This window comes from Streptomyces atriruber (assembly GCF_001418325.1).
GTDB lineage: Bacteria > Actinomycetota > Actinomycetes > Streptomycetales > Streptomycetaceae > Streptomyces > Streptomyces atriruber.
Window position 1 is genome coordinate 1 of the sequence record NZ_LIPN01000013.1, and the last position, 17155, is coordinate 17155.

Annotated in this window: 17 protein-coding genes; 9 read left to right on the forward strand and 8 right to left on the reverse strand. The window is 71.5% G+C overall.

Going from position 1 to position 17155, the window contains the following annotated elements; genetic code table 11:
- A partial coding sequence (locus tag AOK03_RS01060; RefSeq protein ID WP_157868830.1) for a DMT family transporter occupies positions 1–712 on the forward strand: 712 nt, incomplete at its 5' end.
- Here the strand turns inward: AOK03_RS01060 and AOK03_RS01065 are convergent.
- Positions 703–2034: an aminotransferase class I/II-fold pyridoxal phosphate-dependent enzyme gene (locus AOK03_RS01065; RefSeq protein WP_055563186.1), complete on the reverse strand. Its 1332-nt coding sequence runs from the start codon at positions 2032–2034 to the stop codon at positions 703–705. The genes AOK03_RS01060 and AOK03_RS01065 overlap by 10 nt on opposite strands.
- Positions 2035–2140: 106 nt before the next feature.
- Between AOK03_RS01065 and AOK03_RS01070 the strand changes: the two genes are divergently transcribed.
- Entirely contained in the window at positions 2141–2848 is a 708-nt protein-coding gene (locus tag AOK03_RS01070) for a pyridoxamine 5'-phosphate oxidase family protein (RefSeq protein WP_055563187.1), read from the forward strand.
- The gene (locus tag AOK03_RS01075; RefSeq protein ID WP_055563188.1) at positions 2848–3489 is read left to right on the forward strand and encodes an FMN-binding negative transcriptional regulator; all 642 of its coding nucleotides are present in this window, start codon (positions 2848–2850) and stop codon (positions 3487–3489) included. Before AOK03_RS01070 ends, AOK03_RS01075 begins: the two co-directional genes overlap by 1 nt.
- A 91-nt stretch (positions 3490–3580) precedes the next feature.
- Here the strand turns inward: AOK03_RS01075 and AOK03_RS01080 are convergent, their stop codons facing one another.
- The 3 genes from AOK03_RS01080 to AOK03_RS01090 all read right to left on the reverse strand — a co-directional run bounded on the left by AOK03_RS01080 (position 3581) and on the right by AOK03_RS01090 (position 6581).
- Entirely contained in the window at positions 3581–4642 is a 1062-nt protein-coding gene (locus AOK03_RS01080) for a DMT family transporter (RefSeq protein WP_079074386.1), read from the reverse strand.
- A 178-nt stretch (positions 4643–4820) separates the two neighbouring features.
- Entirely contained in the window at positions 4821–5840 is a 1020-nt protein-coding gene (locus AOK03_RS01085; RefSeq protein WP_055563201.1) for an EamA family transporter, read from the reverse strand.
- A gap of 141 nt (positions 5841–5981) precedes the next feature.
- On the reverse strand, positions 5982–6581 hold the full coding sequence (locus AOK03_RS01090; protein WP_055563189.1) for a Clp protease N-terminal domain-containing protein: 600 nt from the start codon (positions 6579–6581) through the stop codon (positions 5982–5984).
- A gap of 196 nt (positions 6582–6777) precedes the next feature.
- Here AOK03_RS01090 and AOK03_RS40420 point away from each other — a divergent pair, with 196 nt between their 5' ends.
- Complete coding sequence (locus AOK03_RS40420) at positions 6778–6966, forward strand: hypothetical protein (RefSeq protein ID WP_079074387.1); 189 nt, start codon at positions 6778–6780, stop codon at positions 6964–6966.
- Here the strand turns inward: AOK03_RS40420 and AOK03_RS01095 are convergent.
- The gene (locus AOK03_RS01095; RefSeq protein WP_055563190.1) at positions 6963–7847 is read right to left on the reverse strand and encodes a putative protein N(5)-glutamine methyltransferase; all 885 of its coding nucleotides are present in this window, start codon (positions 7845–7847) and stop codon (positions 6963–6965) included. The two genes, AOK03_RS40420 and AOK03_RS01095, sit on opposite strands and share 4 nt — an antisense overlap.
- 298 nt (positions 7848–8145) lie before the next feature.
- On the opposite strand from AOK03_RS01095, the gene AOK03_RS01100 reads away from it, so the two are divergent.
- Positions 8146–8574 carry a type II toxin-antitoxin system Rv0910 family toxin gene (locus AOK03_RS01100; protein ID WP_055563191.1) on the forward strand — a complete coding sequence of 143 codons (429 nt, stop codon included), beginning with the start codon at positions 8146–8148 and terminating at the stop codon, positions 8572–8574.
- Between the two features lie 104 nt (positions 8575–8678).
- On the opposite strand, the gene AOK03_RS40220 is transcribed toward AOK03_RS01100, so the two are convergent.
- The gene (locus AOK03_RS40220; RefSeq protein WP_063792396.1) at positions 8679–9344 is read right to left on the reverse strand and encodes a PadR family transcriptional regulator; all 666 of its coding nucleotides are present in this window, start codon (positions 9342–9344) and stop codon (positions 8679–8681) included.
- A gap of 291 nt (positions 9345–9635) precedes the next feature.
- Between AOK03_RS40220 and AOK03_RS01115 the strand changes: the two genes are divergently transcribed.
- Both AOK03_RS01115 and AOK03_RS01120 read left to right on the forward strand, forming a co-directional pair.
- A complete protein-coding gene (locus AOK03_RS01115) occupies positions 9636–10526 on the forward strand; it encodes an NAD(P)H-binding protein (protein WP_055563194.1) in 891 nt (296 codons plus the stop codon).
- Between the two features lie 113 nt (positions 10527–10639).
- Positions 10640–11461, forward strand: coding sequence for a PhzF family phenazine biosynthesis protein (locus AOK03_RS01120; protein WP_055563195.1), 822 nt, complete (start codon positions 10640–10642; stop codon positions 11459–11461).
- 120 nt (positions 11462–11581) lie between these two features.
- Here AOK03_RS01120 and AOK03_RS01125 read toward each other — a convergent pair whose 3' ends face one another.
- Positions 11582–12385, reverse strand: coding sequence for a CPBP family intramembrane glutamic endopeptidase (locus AOK03_RS01125; RefSeq protein ID WP_055563196.1), 804 nt, complete (start codon positions 12383–12385; stop codon positions 11582–11584).
- 168 nt (positions 12386–12553) lie between these two features.
- Here AOK03_RS01125 and AOK03_RS01130 point away from each other — a divergent pair, with 168 nt between their 5' ends.
- On the forward strand, positions 12554–14329 hold the full coding sequence (locus AOK03_RS01130; protein ID WP_055563197.1) for a substrate-binding and VWA domain-containing protein: 1776 nt from the start codon (positions 12554–12556) through the stop codon (positions 14327–14329).
- Positions 14330–14332: 3 nt separating this feature from the next.
- Here AOK03_RS01130 and AOK03_RS01135 read toward each other — a convergent pair whose 3' ends face one another.
- Positions 14333–15853: a glutamate-cysteine ligase family protein gene (locus tag AOK03_RS01135; RefSeq protein ID WP_055563198.1), complete on the reverse strand. Its 1521-nt coding sequence runs from the start codon at positions 15851–15853 to the stop codon at positions 14333–14335.
- Between the two features lie 485 nt (positions 15854–16338).
- Between AOK03_RS01135 and AOK03_RS01140 the strand changes: the two genes are divergently transcribed.
- Entirely contained in the window at positions 16339–16923 is a 585-nt protein-coding gene (locus AOK03_RS01140; protein WP_055563199.1) for a hypothetical protein, read from the forward strand.
- Positions 16924–17155 lie beyond the last annotated feature (232 nt).

Consider the following 17155-nt stretch of genomic DNA (forward strand, 5'->3'; position numbering starts at 1 on the left):
GCCGTTCTCGCTCTTCGCGTACGCGGAACTGTCGATCCCGTCGACGCTCGCCGGGATCTGCAACGCGACGTCGCCCCTGTGGGGCATGGCCCTGTCCCTCGTCGCGCTCTCCGAGGACCGCCCGTCGCGGCGCCGCGTCGCGGGCCTCGGCATCGGGTTCTTCGGGGTGCTCACCGTGCTCGGCGCCTGGCAGGGCTTCAGCGGCCTCGACCTCCGCGGGACGGCGATGGCCCTGCTCGCCTCGCTCAGCTACCCGATCGGCTGGATCTACGTACGCCGCACGCTGGCCGGTTCCGGACACTCCAACCTCTCCCTGTCAGGGGCCCAGTTGCTGATCGCGACCGCTGAACTTGGCCTGGTGACGCCCCTGTTCACGTCGCTCCCGACACACTTCCCCGTCGTGCCGCTGCTGGCGATCGTGGCACTGGGCGCCCTCGGCACCGGAGTCGCCTTCCTGTTGCAGTACGCGCTGGTCGCCGAGGTGGGACCGACCACCGCCCAGATGGTCACGTACTTCATTCCGGTGATCGCGACCGCCGCGGGCGTCGCGGTGCTCGGCGAGTCCCTGAGCTGGTCGACACCGGTCGGCGCGGTGATCGTCCTGGCGGGCGCGGCTCTCACCCAGTCCCGCTCCCGCGCAAGGAAATCGACGGCCACCACCGCCACGCAGGCATCCGCGGCCGCGACCGGGCGTCCACCCCGTCAGTCGTAACGCCGCGCGGGCGCGGGCCCGGCGGCGGAGGCGACGGCGTCCGCCACCGCCACGATCTCCTCGTCCTCCAGCGCCGCCACGGTGATCCGCACCGCGGGCGGCGCGTTCAGCCGGAACCTCGCCCCCGGAGCCACGGCCCACCCCGCGTGCAGCAGCCGCGCGACCACCCCGGTCTCGTCCGGGACCGGCACCCACGCGTTCATGCCACTGCGCCCGTACGCGGCGATGCCCCGCTCGGCGAGCGCCGCGACCAGCGCCTCGCGCCGGCGCCCGTAGGACGCCGCGACCACGCGCGCGTCGACCGCGCCCTCGGCCCAGAGTCGCGCGACGGCGCGTTGCAGCAGCCGGCTCACCCAGCCCGGCCCGAGCCGCTGGCGCCCGCACAGCCGGTCGACGGTGACGGAGTCGCCGGTGACCACGGCGAGCCGCAGGTCAGGGCCGTACGCCTTGGCGGTCGAGCGGGTGAGGGCCCAGTGCCGGGTCGACCCCGCGAGCGGATGCAGCGGCAGATCGACGATGCCGTGGCCGTGGTCGTCCTCGATGAGCAGCACGTCCTCGTGCGCGGCGAACACCTTCCGCAGGGCACGCGCGCGTGGAGCGGTGACAGCGGCGCCCGTGGGGTTCTGCGCCCGGTCCGTCACGACGGCCGCCCGCGCCCCGGACGCCAACGCCCGCTCCACGTCGGCGGGCAGCGGACCTTCGTCGTCCACGCCCACCGGCACCGCGCGCAGCCCGAGGGCGGAGACGAGATCGAGCAGGCTCCCCCAGCCCGGGTCCTCCAGGGCGACCCCGTCACCGGGCTTGAGGTGGACGGCGAGCACCCGCTCGATGGCGTCGAGCGATCCGGAGGTGACGGCGAGCGGGCCGCGGGGGACGCCGTCCGCCTCGAAGGCCGCGCGTGCGTGCCGCTCCAGCTCCGGGTCCACCGCACCCTCTCCGTAGAGGACGGGTTGCGCGTCGGCCTGCGCAGCGGCCGCGACGAAGGCCCCGGAGAGGGCGGGCAACAGCTTGGGGTCCGGATTGCCCATGGAGACGTCGCGTACGCCGGGCGGCGCGTCCACCCTCATGAGTTCGCGCGACGTCGTGGCGGGCTTGGAACGCACGCGACTCCCGCGCCGCCCCGCCGTTTCGATGACACCGCGTTCGCGCAGCGTGCGATAGGCGGCCGCCACCGTATTGGGATTCACCCCGAGGCGCGTCGCCAACTCTCGCATGGGGGGCAGCAGTTGCCCCGGTTCGAGGCCGCCGTCACCCACGGCCCGCTCCACGCTGGACGCAATCTCGGCTGCGCGCCGCCCGCTGATCGGATACTCTCCTAGCACAAAACGAAGTATGCACTAGTGCAATATCGCTCGCAAGTCGACGAGCCGGGCAGCGTCGCCCGGAGCGTCGCCCGCGCGCAGATCAGTACGCAGATCAGGGAGAGCCATGCAGACGACGCCGGGCACCACCGACACCGCTTCGCCGGACAGCGCCGCCTACGCACCGACCGACCGCACGATCCCCACCCGCTCCGCGGATCGCGCCGCGTACGACCGGGAGACGGTGCACGCGATACTCGACGAGGCCTACGTCTGCCATCTCGGGTTCGTCCGCGACGGCGCCCCCGTCGTGCTCCCGACGCTCTACGGACGGGTGGGCGACCGCCTGTACGTGCACGGCTCGACCGGTTCCCGGCCGCTGCGCATGGCGCGCGCCACCTCCGAGGAGCAGGACCCGGGGCTGCGCGTGTGCCTGACCGTCACCCACGTGGACGGCCTGGTCCTGGCCCGCTCGGCCTTCCACCACTCCATCAACTACCGCTCCGTGGTGATCCACGGCACCGCCCACCAGGTCACTGATCCCGAAGAGAAGCGGATGGCACTGGACGCGCTGGTCGACCACGTCGTTCCGGGCCGGTCCGCCGACTCCCGCCCCGCCAACACCAAGGAGCTCGCCGCGACCGCCGTGCTCAGCCTCGACCTGAGCGAGGTGTCGGCGAAGGCGCGCACCGGCGGCCCGAGCGACGAGCCGGAGGACATGGCACTCCCCCACTGGGCGGGCGTCGTCCCGCTCCGCAAGGGCCATGACGCCCTCATCCCCTCGGAGGACCTGGCACCCGACATCAAGGTGCCCGACTACCTGGTCGAGCTGTGATGCTGATCCACCCCTGGGATGCTGCCCACTCGGACGCCGAGTGGCAGCAGTGGCTCGCCGCCCACGACTTCGGGCAGCTCGCCGTGAACGGACTCCCGGGGGAGCCGCCCCACGTCCAGCCCCTCCATTTCGCGTACGAGGCCGAACACGGCACGCACGGCCGCGTCCTCACGCACCTGGCACGCCCGAACCCCCTGTGGCACGCCCTGGAGGCCCACCCCGAGGTGCTCCTGAGCGTGGTCGACGACTATGTGTACGTGCCGGGCCCCTGGCAGGCGCCGCCCGACGTCCCGTCCGAGCACGGCGTGCCGACCAGCTTCTACGCCGCCGTCCAGCTGCGCTGCACCGCCCGCGTCGTCGACGATCCCGAGGAGAAGGCCGACATCCTGAACCGCCAGGTCGGCCACTTCCAGCCCGAGGGCGGCTCCGCGCGGGCGGCGGTGGGCGAGCCTGGGTACGGCCGCATGCTCTCCGGCATCCGGGCGCTGTGCCTCGATGTCAGCGACGTACAGGCGAAGTTCAAGTACGCGACCCACAAGCCGGACGAGGTGCAGGACCGCATCGCGGCGGGCCTCGCCGAACGGCGGGGCCGGGGGGACGCGGCCGCCCTCGCGCACCAGACACGCCGCCGCGCGACCTGACCCGACAGGGCTGCCCCAGGCGGGCCGGAGGGACGAGCGGCGGGGCTCGCAAGAGCCGCAACGAGACCCGCCGCCTCCCCACTGCCTCCGCCTACGCCTGCGCCACCGCCCGCCGTTCCGCCACCGCGCCCCGTGTCTCCGCGACCGCGAGACCCGTCACCGCGGCCAGCATCAGGGCCGTGCCCGCCACCGTCGCCGCCGTCAGGTCCTCACCGAGCAGCGCGACCGCGATGACCGCGGCACCCACCGGCTCCAGGAGCATGATCACGGAGACGGTGGCGGACCGCACGACGGCGGCCCCGGCGAAGTACAGGCCGTACGCGACCGCCGTCGGCACGGCCGCGATGTACAGCAAGTACGCACCCACGCGCGCGGGTTCGGCGGTGTGCGGCACCAGGCCCTCGGCCGCGGCGAGCGGCAGCAGGCAGAGCGAGACGACGGCGAACGCCCAGACGGTGGTGTCGGACGAGTCGGCCGTGCCGCTCCTTCCGCACCAGCGCGTGAGCAGCGTCATGACGGCGTACGCGGCCGCGGAGACGAGCCCCCAGACCACACCGGTCGGCCGCACCTCCGCGCCACCGGCGCCGTCGCCACCGAGGACGAGGACGACGAGGCCCGTGAGGGCACCCAGGACGGCGATCACACCGCCGCGCCCGAGCCGCTCCCCCAGGGCCAGCCGTGCGCCGAGCGCGATGAGGACGGGGCCCGACCCCATGGTGACGACGGTGCCGACCGCGAGACCGGTCGCCTCGACCGAGGCGAAGTAGGCGGTCTGGAACACCGCGAGGGCCACGCCGGTCGCGACGACGCGGCGCGCCCTGCGGCCGAGCGGTTCGGCGACCGCCACGCGCGTGGTCGACCGGCGCCGCCGCGGCAGGCGGGTGGCCAGGCGTGCGGATAGCAGCAGCACGAAGCCGCCCGCGCATCGCCAGAAGGAGAGACCGACCGGCCCCATGTCGCTGGCCCGGAAGACCAGCGCGGCGGCGGCACCCGCGGTCCCCCAGGCGATCCCGGCGACGATCAGATAGAAGAGACCGCGCCCGACGGCAAGGCCACCACCCTTCGGCCCGACGGCGTCGGGGCCAAGGGCATCGGGTCCGGCAACGTCCGCTCCGAGAGCAGTCGTTCCGACGGGGTTCGGGGCAGTGGGCACGCCTGACGTGCGCAACAAGTTCGACACGTGTTTTCTCCGCAGCAGAGAGGGATGTCTGACTCCGTCTGCGGGCAGCACCGTTCGGCCCGGCCACCGGCTCGGGCGTGATCCGTGAGCGTCCCGCGCTCAGGCGGCGGGAGGCGGAAGAACGAGTGCGCGTGAATGCATGACCGGAACCCTAGGACGGGCTTCCGCTGTGCGACAACTCCGTTTCGGGGGCTGGGACGGCCCCCGGCACGGTGGGCTCGGCGGGCGCCGACGACTGGGCGATGAACGCGCCCACCAGCACGATCGCACCGCCGACGACCTGCGGCGCCGAAAGGTGCTCGCCCAGGACGACCCAGGCCAGGGCGGTCGCGATGACGGCTTCGAGGCAGGCCACGACGCCGGCCACCTGGGGCGAGAGCCTGCGCACGGACAGCACGCCGGTGACGTAGGCGACGACCGTCGCGACGAGCACGATCCAGGCGAGCAGGGCCCAGGCGGGGACCGCCGAGCCGTCCAGGTCCGCGTCGCCCGCGAGCACCGACCAGTCCATGCCCCACGGCCGCGCGACGACGGTCAGCACGGCCGTGCCGACGAGCAGTCCGTACGCGATGACGCCGAGCGGGTCAGGGGCGTCCGCGCCCGCGTCGCTGCCCTGGTCGGACAGGACGAAGTAGCCGACCTGACAGCAGGCGGCGCCGAGTGCGAGCAGGAGCCCGACGGCGTCGAAGCTCAGCCCCGCCCACACCTCGACGACGCAGGCGAGACCGCCGACGGCGAGGACCACGCCGAGCGCCGCGGCCCGCGTCACGGGACGCCGTTGCACGAAGCGCACCCACCCGAGGACGAGTGCGGGCGCGAGGTACTCGATCAGCAGGGCGACGCCGACGGGGATGCGGGAGAGCGCGGCGAAGTAGAAGGCCTGGACGCCCGCGACGGCGAGGAGGCCGAACCCGGCGAGCAGGGCGGGCCTGCTCCGCAGCAGTCCCCGGTGGCGCCAGGCGACGGGCAGCATCACCAGGGCGGCACCCGCCACCCGCAGCCACACCACGTGCAGGGGGTCCAGACCCGCTTCGATCAGCGGTTTCGCCGCGACACCGGAGCCGCCGAAGGCGATCGCCGACAGCAGCGCGAGCCCAAGACCGATGCCCCTGCCGGGCTTTCCCCGGCCCGGACCACTCCCCCGGTTCCCCGGTTCGGTTCGGCCCGCCAGGCTCTCCTGAATCCCCTCAGACGCTTGCACCGGCACATCATGGCAGGCGGCGTCATGAGCGTCACGCCCTTTGACCCCTGTCTCAATCGGCGGACACCGCACCGCTCCCCGGAGCGCCGCTGCCGCCCGTCAGGGCCGCGCTCAGACGCCGGAGCCGTTGCTTCCGGTGTACCCGTGTCCTCCGACGTATCCATGGCCGTGGCCGCCCTCGGAGGCGTACTGCCTGCATCCCGCCTCGATGCGCAGCAGCAGCGCCGGAACGTCGACGCGGGCTCGCGCGAGGACCTCGACCGCCCGGCATTCCGGGTCGGCGACGAGACCTGCGAGCAGGTCCATGCCGAGGGCCCGCGGTTCGCCGCGCAGCTCGGCACGTTCCCGGGCCACGTCCATCGCCGTGCGCGCGGCCGGTGACCAACCGGTCTCCCTCGCGGGCGTCACCACCGGGACGGCACCGGAGTCCTCGACGGTGCCCTGCCACTGCAGGCCGTAGCCGATGCTGCGCTGGACGAGATAGCCGAGGACCCGTACGGCCTGCGCGCCGCTCTCGAAGACCGCGCGCACCTCGGGGTCGGCCTCGAGGAGGGAGTGCAGCAGATGCGCGGTGTCTATCTGCCGGTCCCCGTCGCGGACCGCGCGACGGCGCGCGCCGGAAACGACCGACACCAGCTCTGCGCTGAGTCCGGGGCCGGGTTCTTCTCGGGTCGGGCCGGGCTCGGCGCCCGACGGGGTACGGCTTTGCACATCTCCCACCACATCAACCCCCAGGGGCATATGCATCGGCGGCGGGAAGCATCTTCGCGTCCGACACAGGTTGGGCACGCATGTGATGGTTGTCCTCCTTACGGATGAGATCCGAGGGATCCGCGCGGAGTCACGCGCGCCGCCTTGCCCCGTGCCCGGCGCGCAACCATCGCGCCACCCCGCACGTCCCACAAGCATGGAGAGCAGGTGCTGGATGGTCGCCCTGCCTGCGATCGACGGCAGGCAGTACGTCTACCGGGTGTACGCACCCGACGACGCGCTGCCCGCCGACCTGTTCTGGGATGCCTGGCACTGCCACGACGAGGGCCCGTTCCCCAGGGCGTCGGACCTCTTCGACGCGGCGGTGATACGGCGGGTCGGCTAACCCACGATCTCGCCCCTGCCGTGGCCCTCGCCGCTGAGCTCGGCCCTCCCGGGCCCCCACCACGTCCCGATGACCACCGTCGCGTACATCTCCTCGTCGCTCACCACGCGCGCCGCGAGACCGGCCCGCTCGACGGCGTCGACGGCCGCGGACACCTGACCCTCGCTGGTCTCGAAGAGGAGGTGACCGCCGGGCGCCAGCCACGCGGGCGCTTCTTCGGTCACCCGGCGCAGCACGTCGAGCCCGTCCGCACCGCCGTCCAGTGCCACCCGCGCCTCGTGGACGCGAGCCTCGGCGGGCAGCAATCCCACCTCTCCAGTGGGGACGTACGGAACGTTCGCAAGGAGGATGCCGACACGCCCTCGGAGCGCGTCGGGCAGCGGGTCATAAAGGTCGCCTTCGTAGACGTGGCCTCCGGCAGCGGCGACGTTGCGGCGGGCACAGCGGACCGCCGCGGGGTCGATGTCGGCCGCGTACAGCTCGACCCGGTCGAGACCCGCGGCCAGCGCGGCCCCGAGAGCCCCCGACCCGCAGCACAGGTCGACGACGACGGCCGCGCGCCCGGCAAGTTCTGTGTGTCCGGAGCGTCCGGCGAGTTCGGCGAGTTCGGCCGCCTGGCCGACGAGGAACTCGGTGCGGCGGCGCGGTACGAACACTCCCGGATCCACGGCTATCCGCAGACCTCGGAATTCCGCCCACCCCAGGACGTGTTCGAGCGGCAGCCCGGCCGCACGACGCTCGACCATGGCGGCCGCTTCGGTGGGGGTCTGCGCGGTGGAGAGGATCAACTCCGCCTCGTCCTCGGCGAAGACGCAGCCCGCGGCACGCAAGGTGCCGACGACGGAGGAGTGATGTGACGTGGAGAAAGCCGAAACCGACATATGACGAAAACCTTCCGGGAACCCGATGGGGCTCCCTCGGGTCACCTACACCGGGTGAACCGCGCGGTCGCGAGAGGGGAGCACCCGACCTGCTACTGCGGTAATGGGTCTCACCTCCAAAGCGCGCCGCCTGCGTCCGTCACAGGGCAGGGGAACAGTACCTCAAGCCCGGGCGGGCAGAACATCCGAGACCGTATCTGACAGTTCATCAGTATTGAATGTTCCGGGGCCTGCCGCTACGTTCCGCGACACCGTAGCTGCGGCCGTCGCAGCGCCCGACGGGAAGAGGTGGCCGCATATGGCCGAAGTCAGCGCGGAAGCACGGATCGAGGCGCCCGCCGAGAAGGTCTGGGCCCAGCTCACCGACTTCTCCTCCTACGGCGAGTGGAACGCCACGCACACGAGCTTCCCCCAGGGCGGCCCCACCACGCTGGAGGTGGGCGGCACCTTCGTGGAGAACATGAAGCTGATGGGCTTCCCCGCCGAGGTCAACTGGACCATCGGCGAGCTGGAGACCGCCCGCACCCTGGCCATCGCAGGCAAGGGCCCGATGGGCGTCAACGTAGGCACGCGCTACTCCCTCTCCCCCGAGGGTTCGGCGACGGTGGTCCGCATAGAGGGCGAGTTCACCGGAGCGGCCGTGTCCCTGATGGCGGGCAAGCTGAAGGACTCGGCGACCGCCGCCCTCAACGAATCGCTGCGCAAGCTGGACGGCCTGGTGACCTGACGGCACGACGGCCCGATCACCTGCCCCCCACCACGACGAAGAGGCGCCCCACACCATGCGTGCGGGGCGCCTCATCCGTGATGGGGCCGTCGGCCCCGACCACCTCAGTCCTCATCGGCGAGGATCAGGTACATCTTCTTGCGGGCATCGTTGATGACCGTGAGCGCCTTGTCGCGCTGCTCCTTGCTGCCGGTCTTCCAGACCTGGCCGAACGCCTCCATCAGACCGAAGCCGGCCTGCCGGATCTCGTTCAGCGTGTCCCAGTCGACTCCGCGCCCGGCCTCTTCCCAGGGCGCCTCGGGGCCCTCGTCGGCCGCTTCGCGCCCGGCGTCGGTGAGCGAGAAGAGCTTCTTGCCGCCTTCGCTCGCACTGCTGATCAGGCCCTCGTCCTCCAGCAGCTGGAGGGTCGGGTAGACCGAACCGGGGCTGGGCTTCCACGCCCCGCCGCTGCGCTCGGCGATCTCCTGGATCATTTCGTAGCCGTGCATGGACCTGTCCTTCAGGAGCGCCAGGATCGACGCGCGCACGTCGCCGCGCCTCGCCCTGCCGCGCGGGCCACCACCGCGTCCGCCGCGGCCGCCCCAGGGGCCACCGGGCCCGCCGAAGCCGGGGCCGAACGGGCCGAACGCGCCGCGCCGCCCCTCGAAGCCACCGAATCCGCCGAATCCTTCGCGTCCTTCGCGGCCGAAGCCATCTCGGCCCTCGGGGCCGCCGCGGCGGCCGTGTCCATGTCCGCGTCCGTGCTCGTGTTCAAAACCATGGGTACGCATGGCGATCACTCCTCATCTTTGATCAGTCGCGAATCTGTCGCGATGCCTCAACGATATATCGGAATAGTTCGACCGACAACCCTCGACCCGAGATCGACATCGCAAACGGACCCCGAACAGCCTTGAAACCACCCCTCACCTGCGTAATTCCGATTCAGGCAATGATTGCGTGCCAAATCTTCCATTGTGGTCACGCAGGTCGCCTTCGCAGGATGGGGGCGTTCCAGTCCGACCCCGCCCAGCCGCGCGGGGCCCAGACCGGCCCCACCGGCCCTCATCGAGGAAGTCCTGATGATCGTCATCACCGCACCCACCGGGAACATCGGCAGCCACCTGCTCCCCCGGCTTCTCGAGTCCGCCCCTGCCGAGGAACACCTGCGCGTGGTCGTGCGTGATCCGGCACGGCTCCCCGCCGACGTACGCGAACGCGTCGAGGTGATCACCGGTTCGCACGGCGACCCCGAGGTCGTCGACCGCGCCTTCGAGGGTGCGGACGCCGTCTTCTGGCTCGTCCCCCCGGACTCCTCCCTGACCCCGGAGGCGGGCTTCAGCGGCTTCGCCCGTCCCGCCGCAGAAGCTCTGGCCGACCGGGGAGTCGGCCACGTCGTCAGCGTCTCCGCGCTCGGCCGCGGCACCCCGGTCGCCGACCGCGCCGGACTCGTGACGGCCTCCCTCGCCATGGACGACCTCATCGCCTCCTCCGGAGTCGCCTACCGCGCCCTGGCCAACCCGTCGTTCTTCGAGAACCTCCTCGAAGAGGCCGGATCGATCCGGGAACACGGCGTCTTCACCGACTCCGTCGACGCGAACCGCAAGGCGCCCCTGGTGGCCGTCGCCGACATCGCCGCCGCGGCCGCGACCCTGCTCCTGGACCGCACCTGGACCGGCGTCGACAGCGTCCCCGTCCTCGGCCCCGAGGACCTGTCCCCCGCCGACCTGGCCCGCATCATGACCGAGCAGCTCGGACGACCGGTCCGTTACGAGCGGCAGTCCTACGACGACCTGCACACGACCCTCGTCGGCTACGGCCTCGACAAGACGTTCGTCCAGGGCATCGTCGACATGAAGCGGGCCAAGGACGACGGCCTGGACGCCGGGGTGCCCCGCACCAGCGAGTCCTCCTCCCCCACCACCTTCGAGCAGTGGTGCGCCCGGGTGCTGAAGCCCGCCGTGCTCGGCTGACGCCGAACCGGGAACGCCGAACTCCCAGCAGGCCAATCGCTACCCCAAAACCAGTCCAGTAAAAGCCGATTGGACTTACCCAGCGCACTCCGCGGCCCTCTACCGTGATCCCCATGCCGACTTCCCTCCGCATCCGCATCGTCGACGCCTTCACGGACCGCCCCTTCGCCGGGAATCCGGCCGGGGTCCTGCTCCTCGACGCCTTTCCCGACGGCACCTGGCTGCAGGACGTGGCCAGGGAGGTCAACCACGCCGAGACCGCCTTCGCGCACCGGCTGCCCGCGGGCGGCGACGCGGACTGGGCGCTGCGCTGGTTCACGCCCACCACCGAGGTCGACCTGTGCGGCCATGCCACTTTGGCCATGGCGCACGTCCTGCACACCACGGGCGCCGCCTCGGGCACCGTCCGCTTCGCCACCCGCAGCGGAGTCCTGACCTCGACCGCGCACGAGGACGGCACCCTCACGCTCGACTTCCCGACGGCCCCGCTCACCGCGACCGACGTCCCCGACGGCATCGCCGAGGCCCTCGGCGCCGAGCCGCTCCTCGCGTACGACACGGGCCGGAACGTCGGCGACCTGCTGGTCGAGCTCGCCGACGAGAAGACGGTCCGGTCGCTCACCCCGGACCACAAGGACCTGATCCGGCACTCCGAGCGCGGCATCATCGCCACGGCCGCGGCCGAGGACCCCTCCCACGGCCACGACTTCGTCTCACGCTGCTTCTTCCCGCGCGTCGGCATCGACGAGGACCCGGTGACGGGCAGCGCGCACACCGCACTCGCCCCCTTCTGGTCGGAGCGCCTCGGCCGCGCCGAACTGACCGGGCTGCAGGCCTCGGCCCGCACCGGCCTGGTCCGCACCGAGCTCGCGGGCGAGCGCACCCTCCTGACCGGCCGCGCGGTCACGGTCATCGAGGGCGAGCTGTTCGCCTGACGGCACCGGGCCCGGAGAGCACGGTGGGGACGTACGAGAATCGCGTACGTCCCCACCACTACTCGTAAGTCCCCACAACTACTCGCAAGTCCCCACCGCCAATGGCCCGTCCCCACCGCCTCACGACGGCGTAGGCAGCCAGTCCACCTTCCCCGCGAGCAGCCCGTATCCGACGAACGCGCCGATGTCGAGCAGGGAGTGGGCCACGACCAGCGGGCCGACCCGCCCCCACCTGCGGTAGAGCAGCGCGAAGACCACGCCCATCGCGAGGTTTCCGACGAACCCGCCGATGCCCTGGTAGAGGTGGTACGAGCCGCGCAGCACCGAACTGCCCACCAGGGCCGCCATGGGCGTCCATCCCAACTGGCCGAGCCTGCGCAGCAGATACCCGACGACGATCACTTCCTCCAGAACCGCGTTCTGCACCGCGGACAACACGAGGACGGGGTACTTCCACCACACGTCGGGCAGCGCCTCGGGCACCACCGTGAGGTTGAAGCCGAGCCCGCGGGCCGACAGATAGAAGGCGATCCCGGTGCTGCCGATCACCGCGGCGATCGCGGTGCCGCGCCCCAGATCGGGCCAGGGCCGGGTCCGGTCGAAACCGATCGTCCGCAGCCCCTCCCGTTCGCGCAGCAGGAAGTGCGCCACCAGAGCGACCGGCACCAACGCGGTCGCGATTCCGAACAATTGCCACGCGAGATCCAGCCACGGCCGACCCGGCGCGGCCGATGCGTTCATCGTGGCGGCCTGGTCCTTGAGACCACCCGGTTTGGTGACCGACCCGACAAAGCTGATCAGCGCGGACACACCGCTCGCCCCGAGCGAGAGAGCCAGGACGAGCAGCGTCTCATCCCTCAGGATCCGCCGTGACGGCCCGTCCGCTGGAAAAGAACCGGCCATCGGCCCCGGCTCCGCTTGCACTTACGCCTCCAGTTGAGTAATCCCGCCTCATCCCCATCCTCGCCCCGCTAGGGTCTCGAAAGAAGTTACGAAGATCGTGCGCGACAGGCCGAGGGGGACGGACGCCGATTCCAGGCGCGCAGGCTCCCTCTTTCCTTGCTTCATCATCCAAGGAGGGGCACCACCGCCATGGGACGTCACAGCTTGCCCGATGAGCACGGGGCGGCAGCGCCCGGCCCCCGACCGCGGGCGCGTGGCCGCACGGTCGCCATCGCCACGGCGCTCGTCCTCGTGGTGGCGGGCGGCGCGGCGGCCGCGGTCCGCACCGGACTGCTCTCGTTCGGCGGCTCCTGTGGCGACGACGCGGTCCGCCTCGACGTCGTCGCGGCTCCGGCCGTGTCCCCCGCCCTGCGCGAGGCTGCCGACGAGGCCCGCGAGCAGGAGATCACCTCCGACGGGCGCTGCATCGACGTACGGGTGACCGCACGCGACTCGTACAAGGTCGCCGCCGAACTCCGCTCCGGCAAGGGCGATCCGGAGTACGACGTGTGGGTGCCCGACTCCGACGTGTGGGTGCAGCGCGTCGGCCTCGGGGCCAAGCAGAGCAAAATCTCCCCCGCGGGCAACATCGCCTCCTCACCCGTCGGCATCGGCATGGTGCCGTCCGCCGCCAAGTCCCTTGGCTGGCCCGAGAAGACGTACAGCTGGCCGGAGCTGACCACGGCCGCGACGAAGGGCGACAAGCTGCGTCTCGGCGCGGCCGACCCGGCGCGCAGCGCGACCGGCCTGCTCGCCCTCGCCAAGATGGGCGCCTCCGCGAAGAAGCAGGGCGACAAGGAGGGCGACACCCGGGCCGCGGCCCTGGCCAAGGCCCTGGCGGCCCGCACCACCGACGACGACAGCCAGCTCCTGGACACCCTGGCCCGCGACGACTCCGGCGCCGAGCAGGGCAACCCCCGCCGCAACCAGGCCCTGATCCTCTCCGAACAGGCCGCGTACGCGCACAACGGGTCGGCGGGCGGGAAGAACAGCCTCGACCTCTTCTACCCGAAGGATGGTTCGCCCCGGCTCGACTATCCGTACACGCTCGTCGAGGACGACCGGATGTCCACGGACACGAGCCGGGCGGCCCTGCGCTTCATGACGATGTTCGGCGATGACGAGGGCCGGCGGATCCTCACCGAGCACGGCTTCAGGACCGACCCGGACCAGCCCTCCGACAAGCTGGTCACCGCCGCGGGCGGCCGCACCCCGCAGCCCTACGCGGACGAGGCCACGGGCCCGCCCTCCGACAAGCAGCTCCAGGAGACCCTGGGCATGTGGACGATCACGGTGCAGAGCGCCCGGCTCAGCACCGTCGTCGACGCCTCGGAATCCATGGCGCAGTTCGTGCCCGGCCGCAACCAGTCCCGCATGGAGATCACCAAGGCCTCGCTGCTGCGGGCCCTCGCGGGCTTCACCGACGAGGACGAGATAGGGCTGTGGGAGTTCGCCACCCGGCTGGACGGCACCCGCGACTACCGCGAGCTGGAGCCGACCCGGCGACTGGGCGATCGCAAGGGCGGCGCCACCCACCGCGATGAGCTGTCGGACGCCTTCAGTGATCTGCAGCCCGTACCGGGCGGCGCCACAGGTCTGTACGACACCACGCTCGCCGCCTACAAGGAAGCCCGGTCGACCTACGCGCGCGGCAGGTTCAACGCCCTGGTGATCCTGACCGACGGCGCCAACCAGGACCCGGGCAGCATCTCGCGCGGCTCCCTGATCTCCCAGCTCGAGGAGATGTCCGACCGGGAGCACCCGGTGCCGATCATCGCCATCGCGGTCGGCCCGGAGGCGGACAAGGACGAGGTCCAGCAGATCGCCGAGGCGACCGGCGGCTCCGGCCACCAGGTCGACGACCCCGCGCAGATCCACGCGGTCATCCTCAAGGCCATCATGGAAGCGGGCAGCAACCAGGGCTGAGGCTCAGCCCAGCCGGACCACCGGCTCGCGCAGCCCCACCGGCCACGTGTGCACCGGCTCGCCGCTGTGCATCAGCTCGCTGTACCGCTTGGTGGTCGCGGCGAGCGCCTGCTCCCTGGACATGCCGCCGTCCAGGGCCCGGTGGTACGTCGTCGCCTGCCAGGACGCGCCGTTGACCCGCCGCCGGCACCGCTCCTCGATCACCCCGAGGTACAGGTCGCGGTCGGCTGCCTCCACGCCCCACGCGTCGAGCCCCGCCGCCGCGAGCGGCAGCAGTTCGTCGCGTACGAGGTTGACGGCCGCCACCTCGGTGGTGCCGCCCAGCCTGCCGCGCCGGGGCCACTGCAGCCTGGCGTCGATGCCGTGGCGGCACGCGACGTCGAAGTTGCGGGCGGCGGCCTCGAAGGGCAGCCGGGTCCACACGGGCCGCGCCTCCTCCGCGAGCGCCCGCACGAGCCCGTAGTAGAAGGCGGCGTTGGCGATGACGTCGGTGACGGTGGGGCCCGCGGGCAGGACGCGGTTCTCCACCCGTAGGTGCGGGACGCCGTCGGCGATGCCGTACACCGGGCGGTTCCAGCGGTACACGGTGCCGTTGTGCAGGACGAGTTCGCCGAGCCGCGGTACGCCGCCGGCGTCGAGGACGCCCAGCGGGTCCTCCTCCTCCATCAGGGGCAGCAGCGCCGGGAAGTACCGCAGGTTCTCCTCGAAGAGCTCCAGCGGCTTGCTGATCCACCGCTCGCCGAACCAGGTGCGCGGCCGCACGCCCTGGACCTGCAGCTCGGGCGGCCGGGTATCGGTGGACTGCAGGAACAGCGGTGGCCGCGACTCGCGCCACAGCTCACGGCCGAACAGGAAGGGCGCGTTGGCGCCCACGGCGATCTGCGCGGCCGCGATCGCCTGCGCCGCGTTCCACACGTCGGCGAACCGGGCGGGCGTGACCTGGAGGTGCAGCTGCACGGAGGTGCATGCAGCTTCGGGCGCGATCGAGGTCGAGGTGCAGGTCAGCCGCTCCACACCCTGGATGTCCAGCGCGAAGTGCTCGCCGCGTGCCGCCACGATCTGGTCGTTGAGGAGGGCGTACCGATCGACGTCGGAGAGGTTCGCGGAGACGAGGTCGGCGTCGTTCAGGGTCGGCAGAATTCCGATCATGACAATGCCGGCGGCGAGCTCGTTCGCTTTCCGGTGGGCATAGTTGAGCCCCGTGCGCAGTTCCTCGGCGAGCCGGTCGAGAACACGTCCGCCAAGCCGGTGCGGGGCGATGTTGACTTCGAGATTGAACATTCCGAGTTCCGTCTGGAAATCCCGGCTCGCGATGCGCTCTAGTACCTGCGCATTCAACATCCTCGGCAGCCCGTCGGGCCCGGCGAGATTCAGCTCGATCTCCATGCCCATCAGATTCTTGGGCCGGTCGAACCGCTCCTCCTCCAACATCCGCTCCAGCCCCGTCAGACACTCCCGGAGCTTGCCTCGGTAGCGGTGCCTGTCGGCCAGGTCGAACGTGCCCGCCGCGACCTTCTCCCCCATCGAAGCGTCCCTCCTAGAACGGGCAGCCCAGGGTCCGCGGCCGCTGTGTACGGGGGATGATGCCCAGGCAATGTGATCGATAACGCCCCGCGTCCGGCCGCCGACCAGTACGCTCTGCGTGGCGGCTTTCCGGCACATTCACGAGGCATGCGGCACAGTGCAGATTCTGTACCGAAGCGCCTGGTCAAAAGCACCGGCAGAAATCAGCCGACCGCGCACGTCGGGGAATACGAGGTCGCGACCTCGGGAGCCGCGCTAAATCGGCAGAAAGGCCCGCACAAGGACGTCTCAATAAGTCCTTGCTCGCAATATCCACTGCGTCTAGGTGAAACACCCGTCGAACACGGCTCGTATAAACTCCGCAATCTAGGCAGAGAGTTGGCGCTCGCGGCCCCAGCCCCCGCCCCTCTGACCCAGAGCTGACAGCGCCGTCACGCACCTGCCCCCGCTCCACTGTGCCTGTCGAATGAGAGAGGCGACCCACCATGCCGCTGCATGTCCCCCCGGCTCCCGCGCCCGCCCTGCGCAGCGTTCTCGCGGCACTCGGTTCCCCCACTGCCGTAAGCGAGGCCCGCACGCCGTCCCTGCGCACCGCTCAGGGACCGGCAAGCCCCGAACTCCCGCTGCCCGTCCACGTGCTGGACCACATCACCCCTCAGGGCACATCGCCCACCCGGCTGGCCGGCTGGCGCTTCCTGATCCGCTGCGCCGAGCGGTCCGTCGCCGCGGCCGACACGATCCTCACCCCGGACGGCTGGGCGTTCTCCCATTTCTTCGAAGGGCCCTACATCAGCTCGACCGAACGCGCCCTGCGCCACGCGGAGGCCATGCCCATGCCGTGCCAGCCGCGGCTGCTCTCCGTACCCGAGCTGTACATGCTCACGCTCTGGCTCCACCGGGACTGCACGGACGACGGCGCCGAGGGCTCGCTGGCCGCCACCGATCTGCTCGTGCCGCTGGCGCCCGCCCCGCCCGGCATCGCGGCCCACCGCCCGCACCGCGTCGCCGAACTCCTGCCGATGCTCAACCACCGACTGACACCGGCACCGCTGCTGAGCTCACCCGCCTGACAGCGCCCCGCACGCCCCCTGTGCCCCGCCGCCACCCCCGGCCGCGGGGCACAGCACTGCCCACCCAGGTGGACTAGCCCGGTCAGGCCACCCCGAACCACCCGAAGAGACGGGGAAGTTGGGCTGAACCGTCCGGGCGGGTGATACGTCATTAAGCAGTAGGAGCCGCTGCGGCAAAATCCCTGCGGATTGACGCCCGGAGGGCAACACTGGGATCGGACCAACTACAACG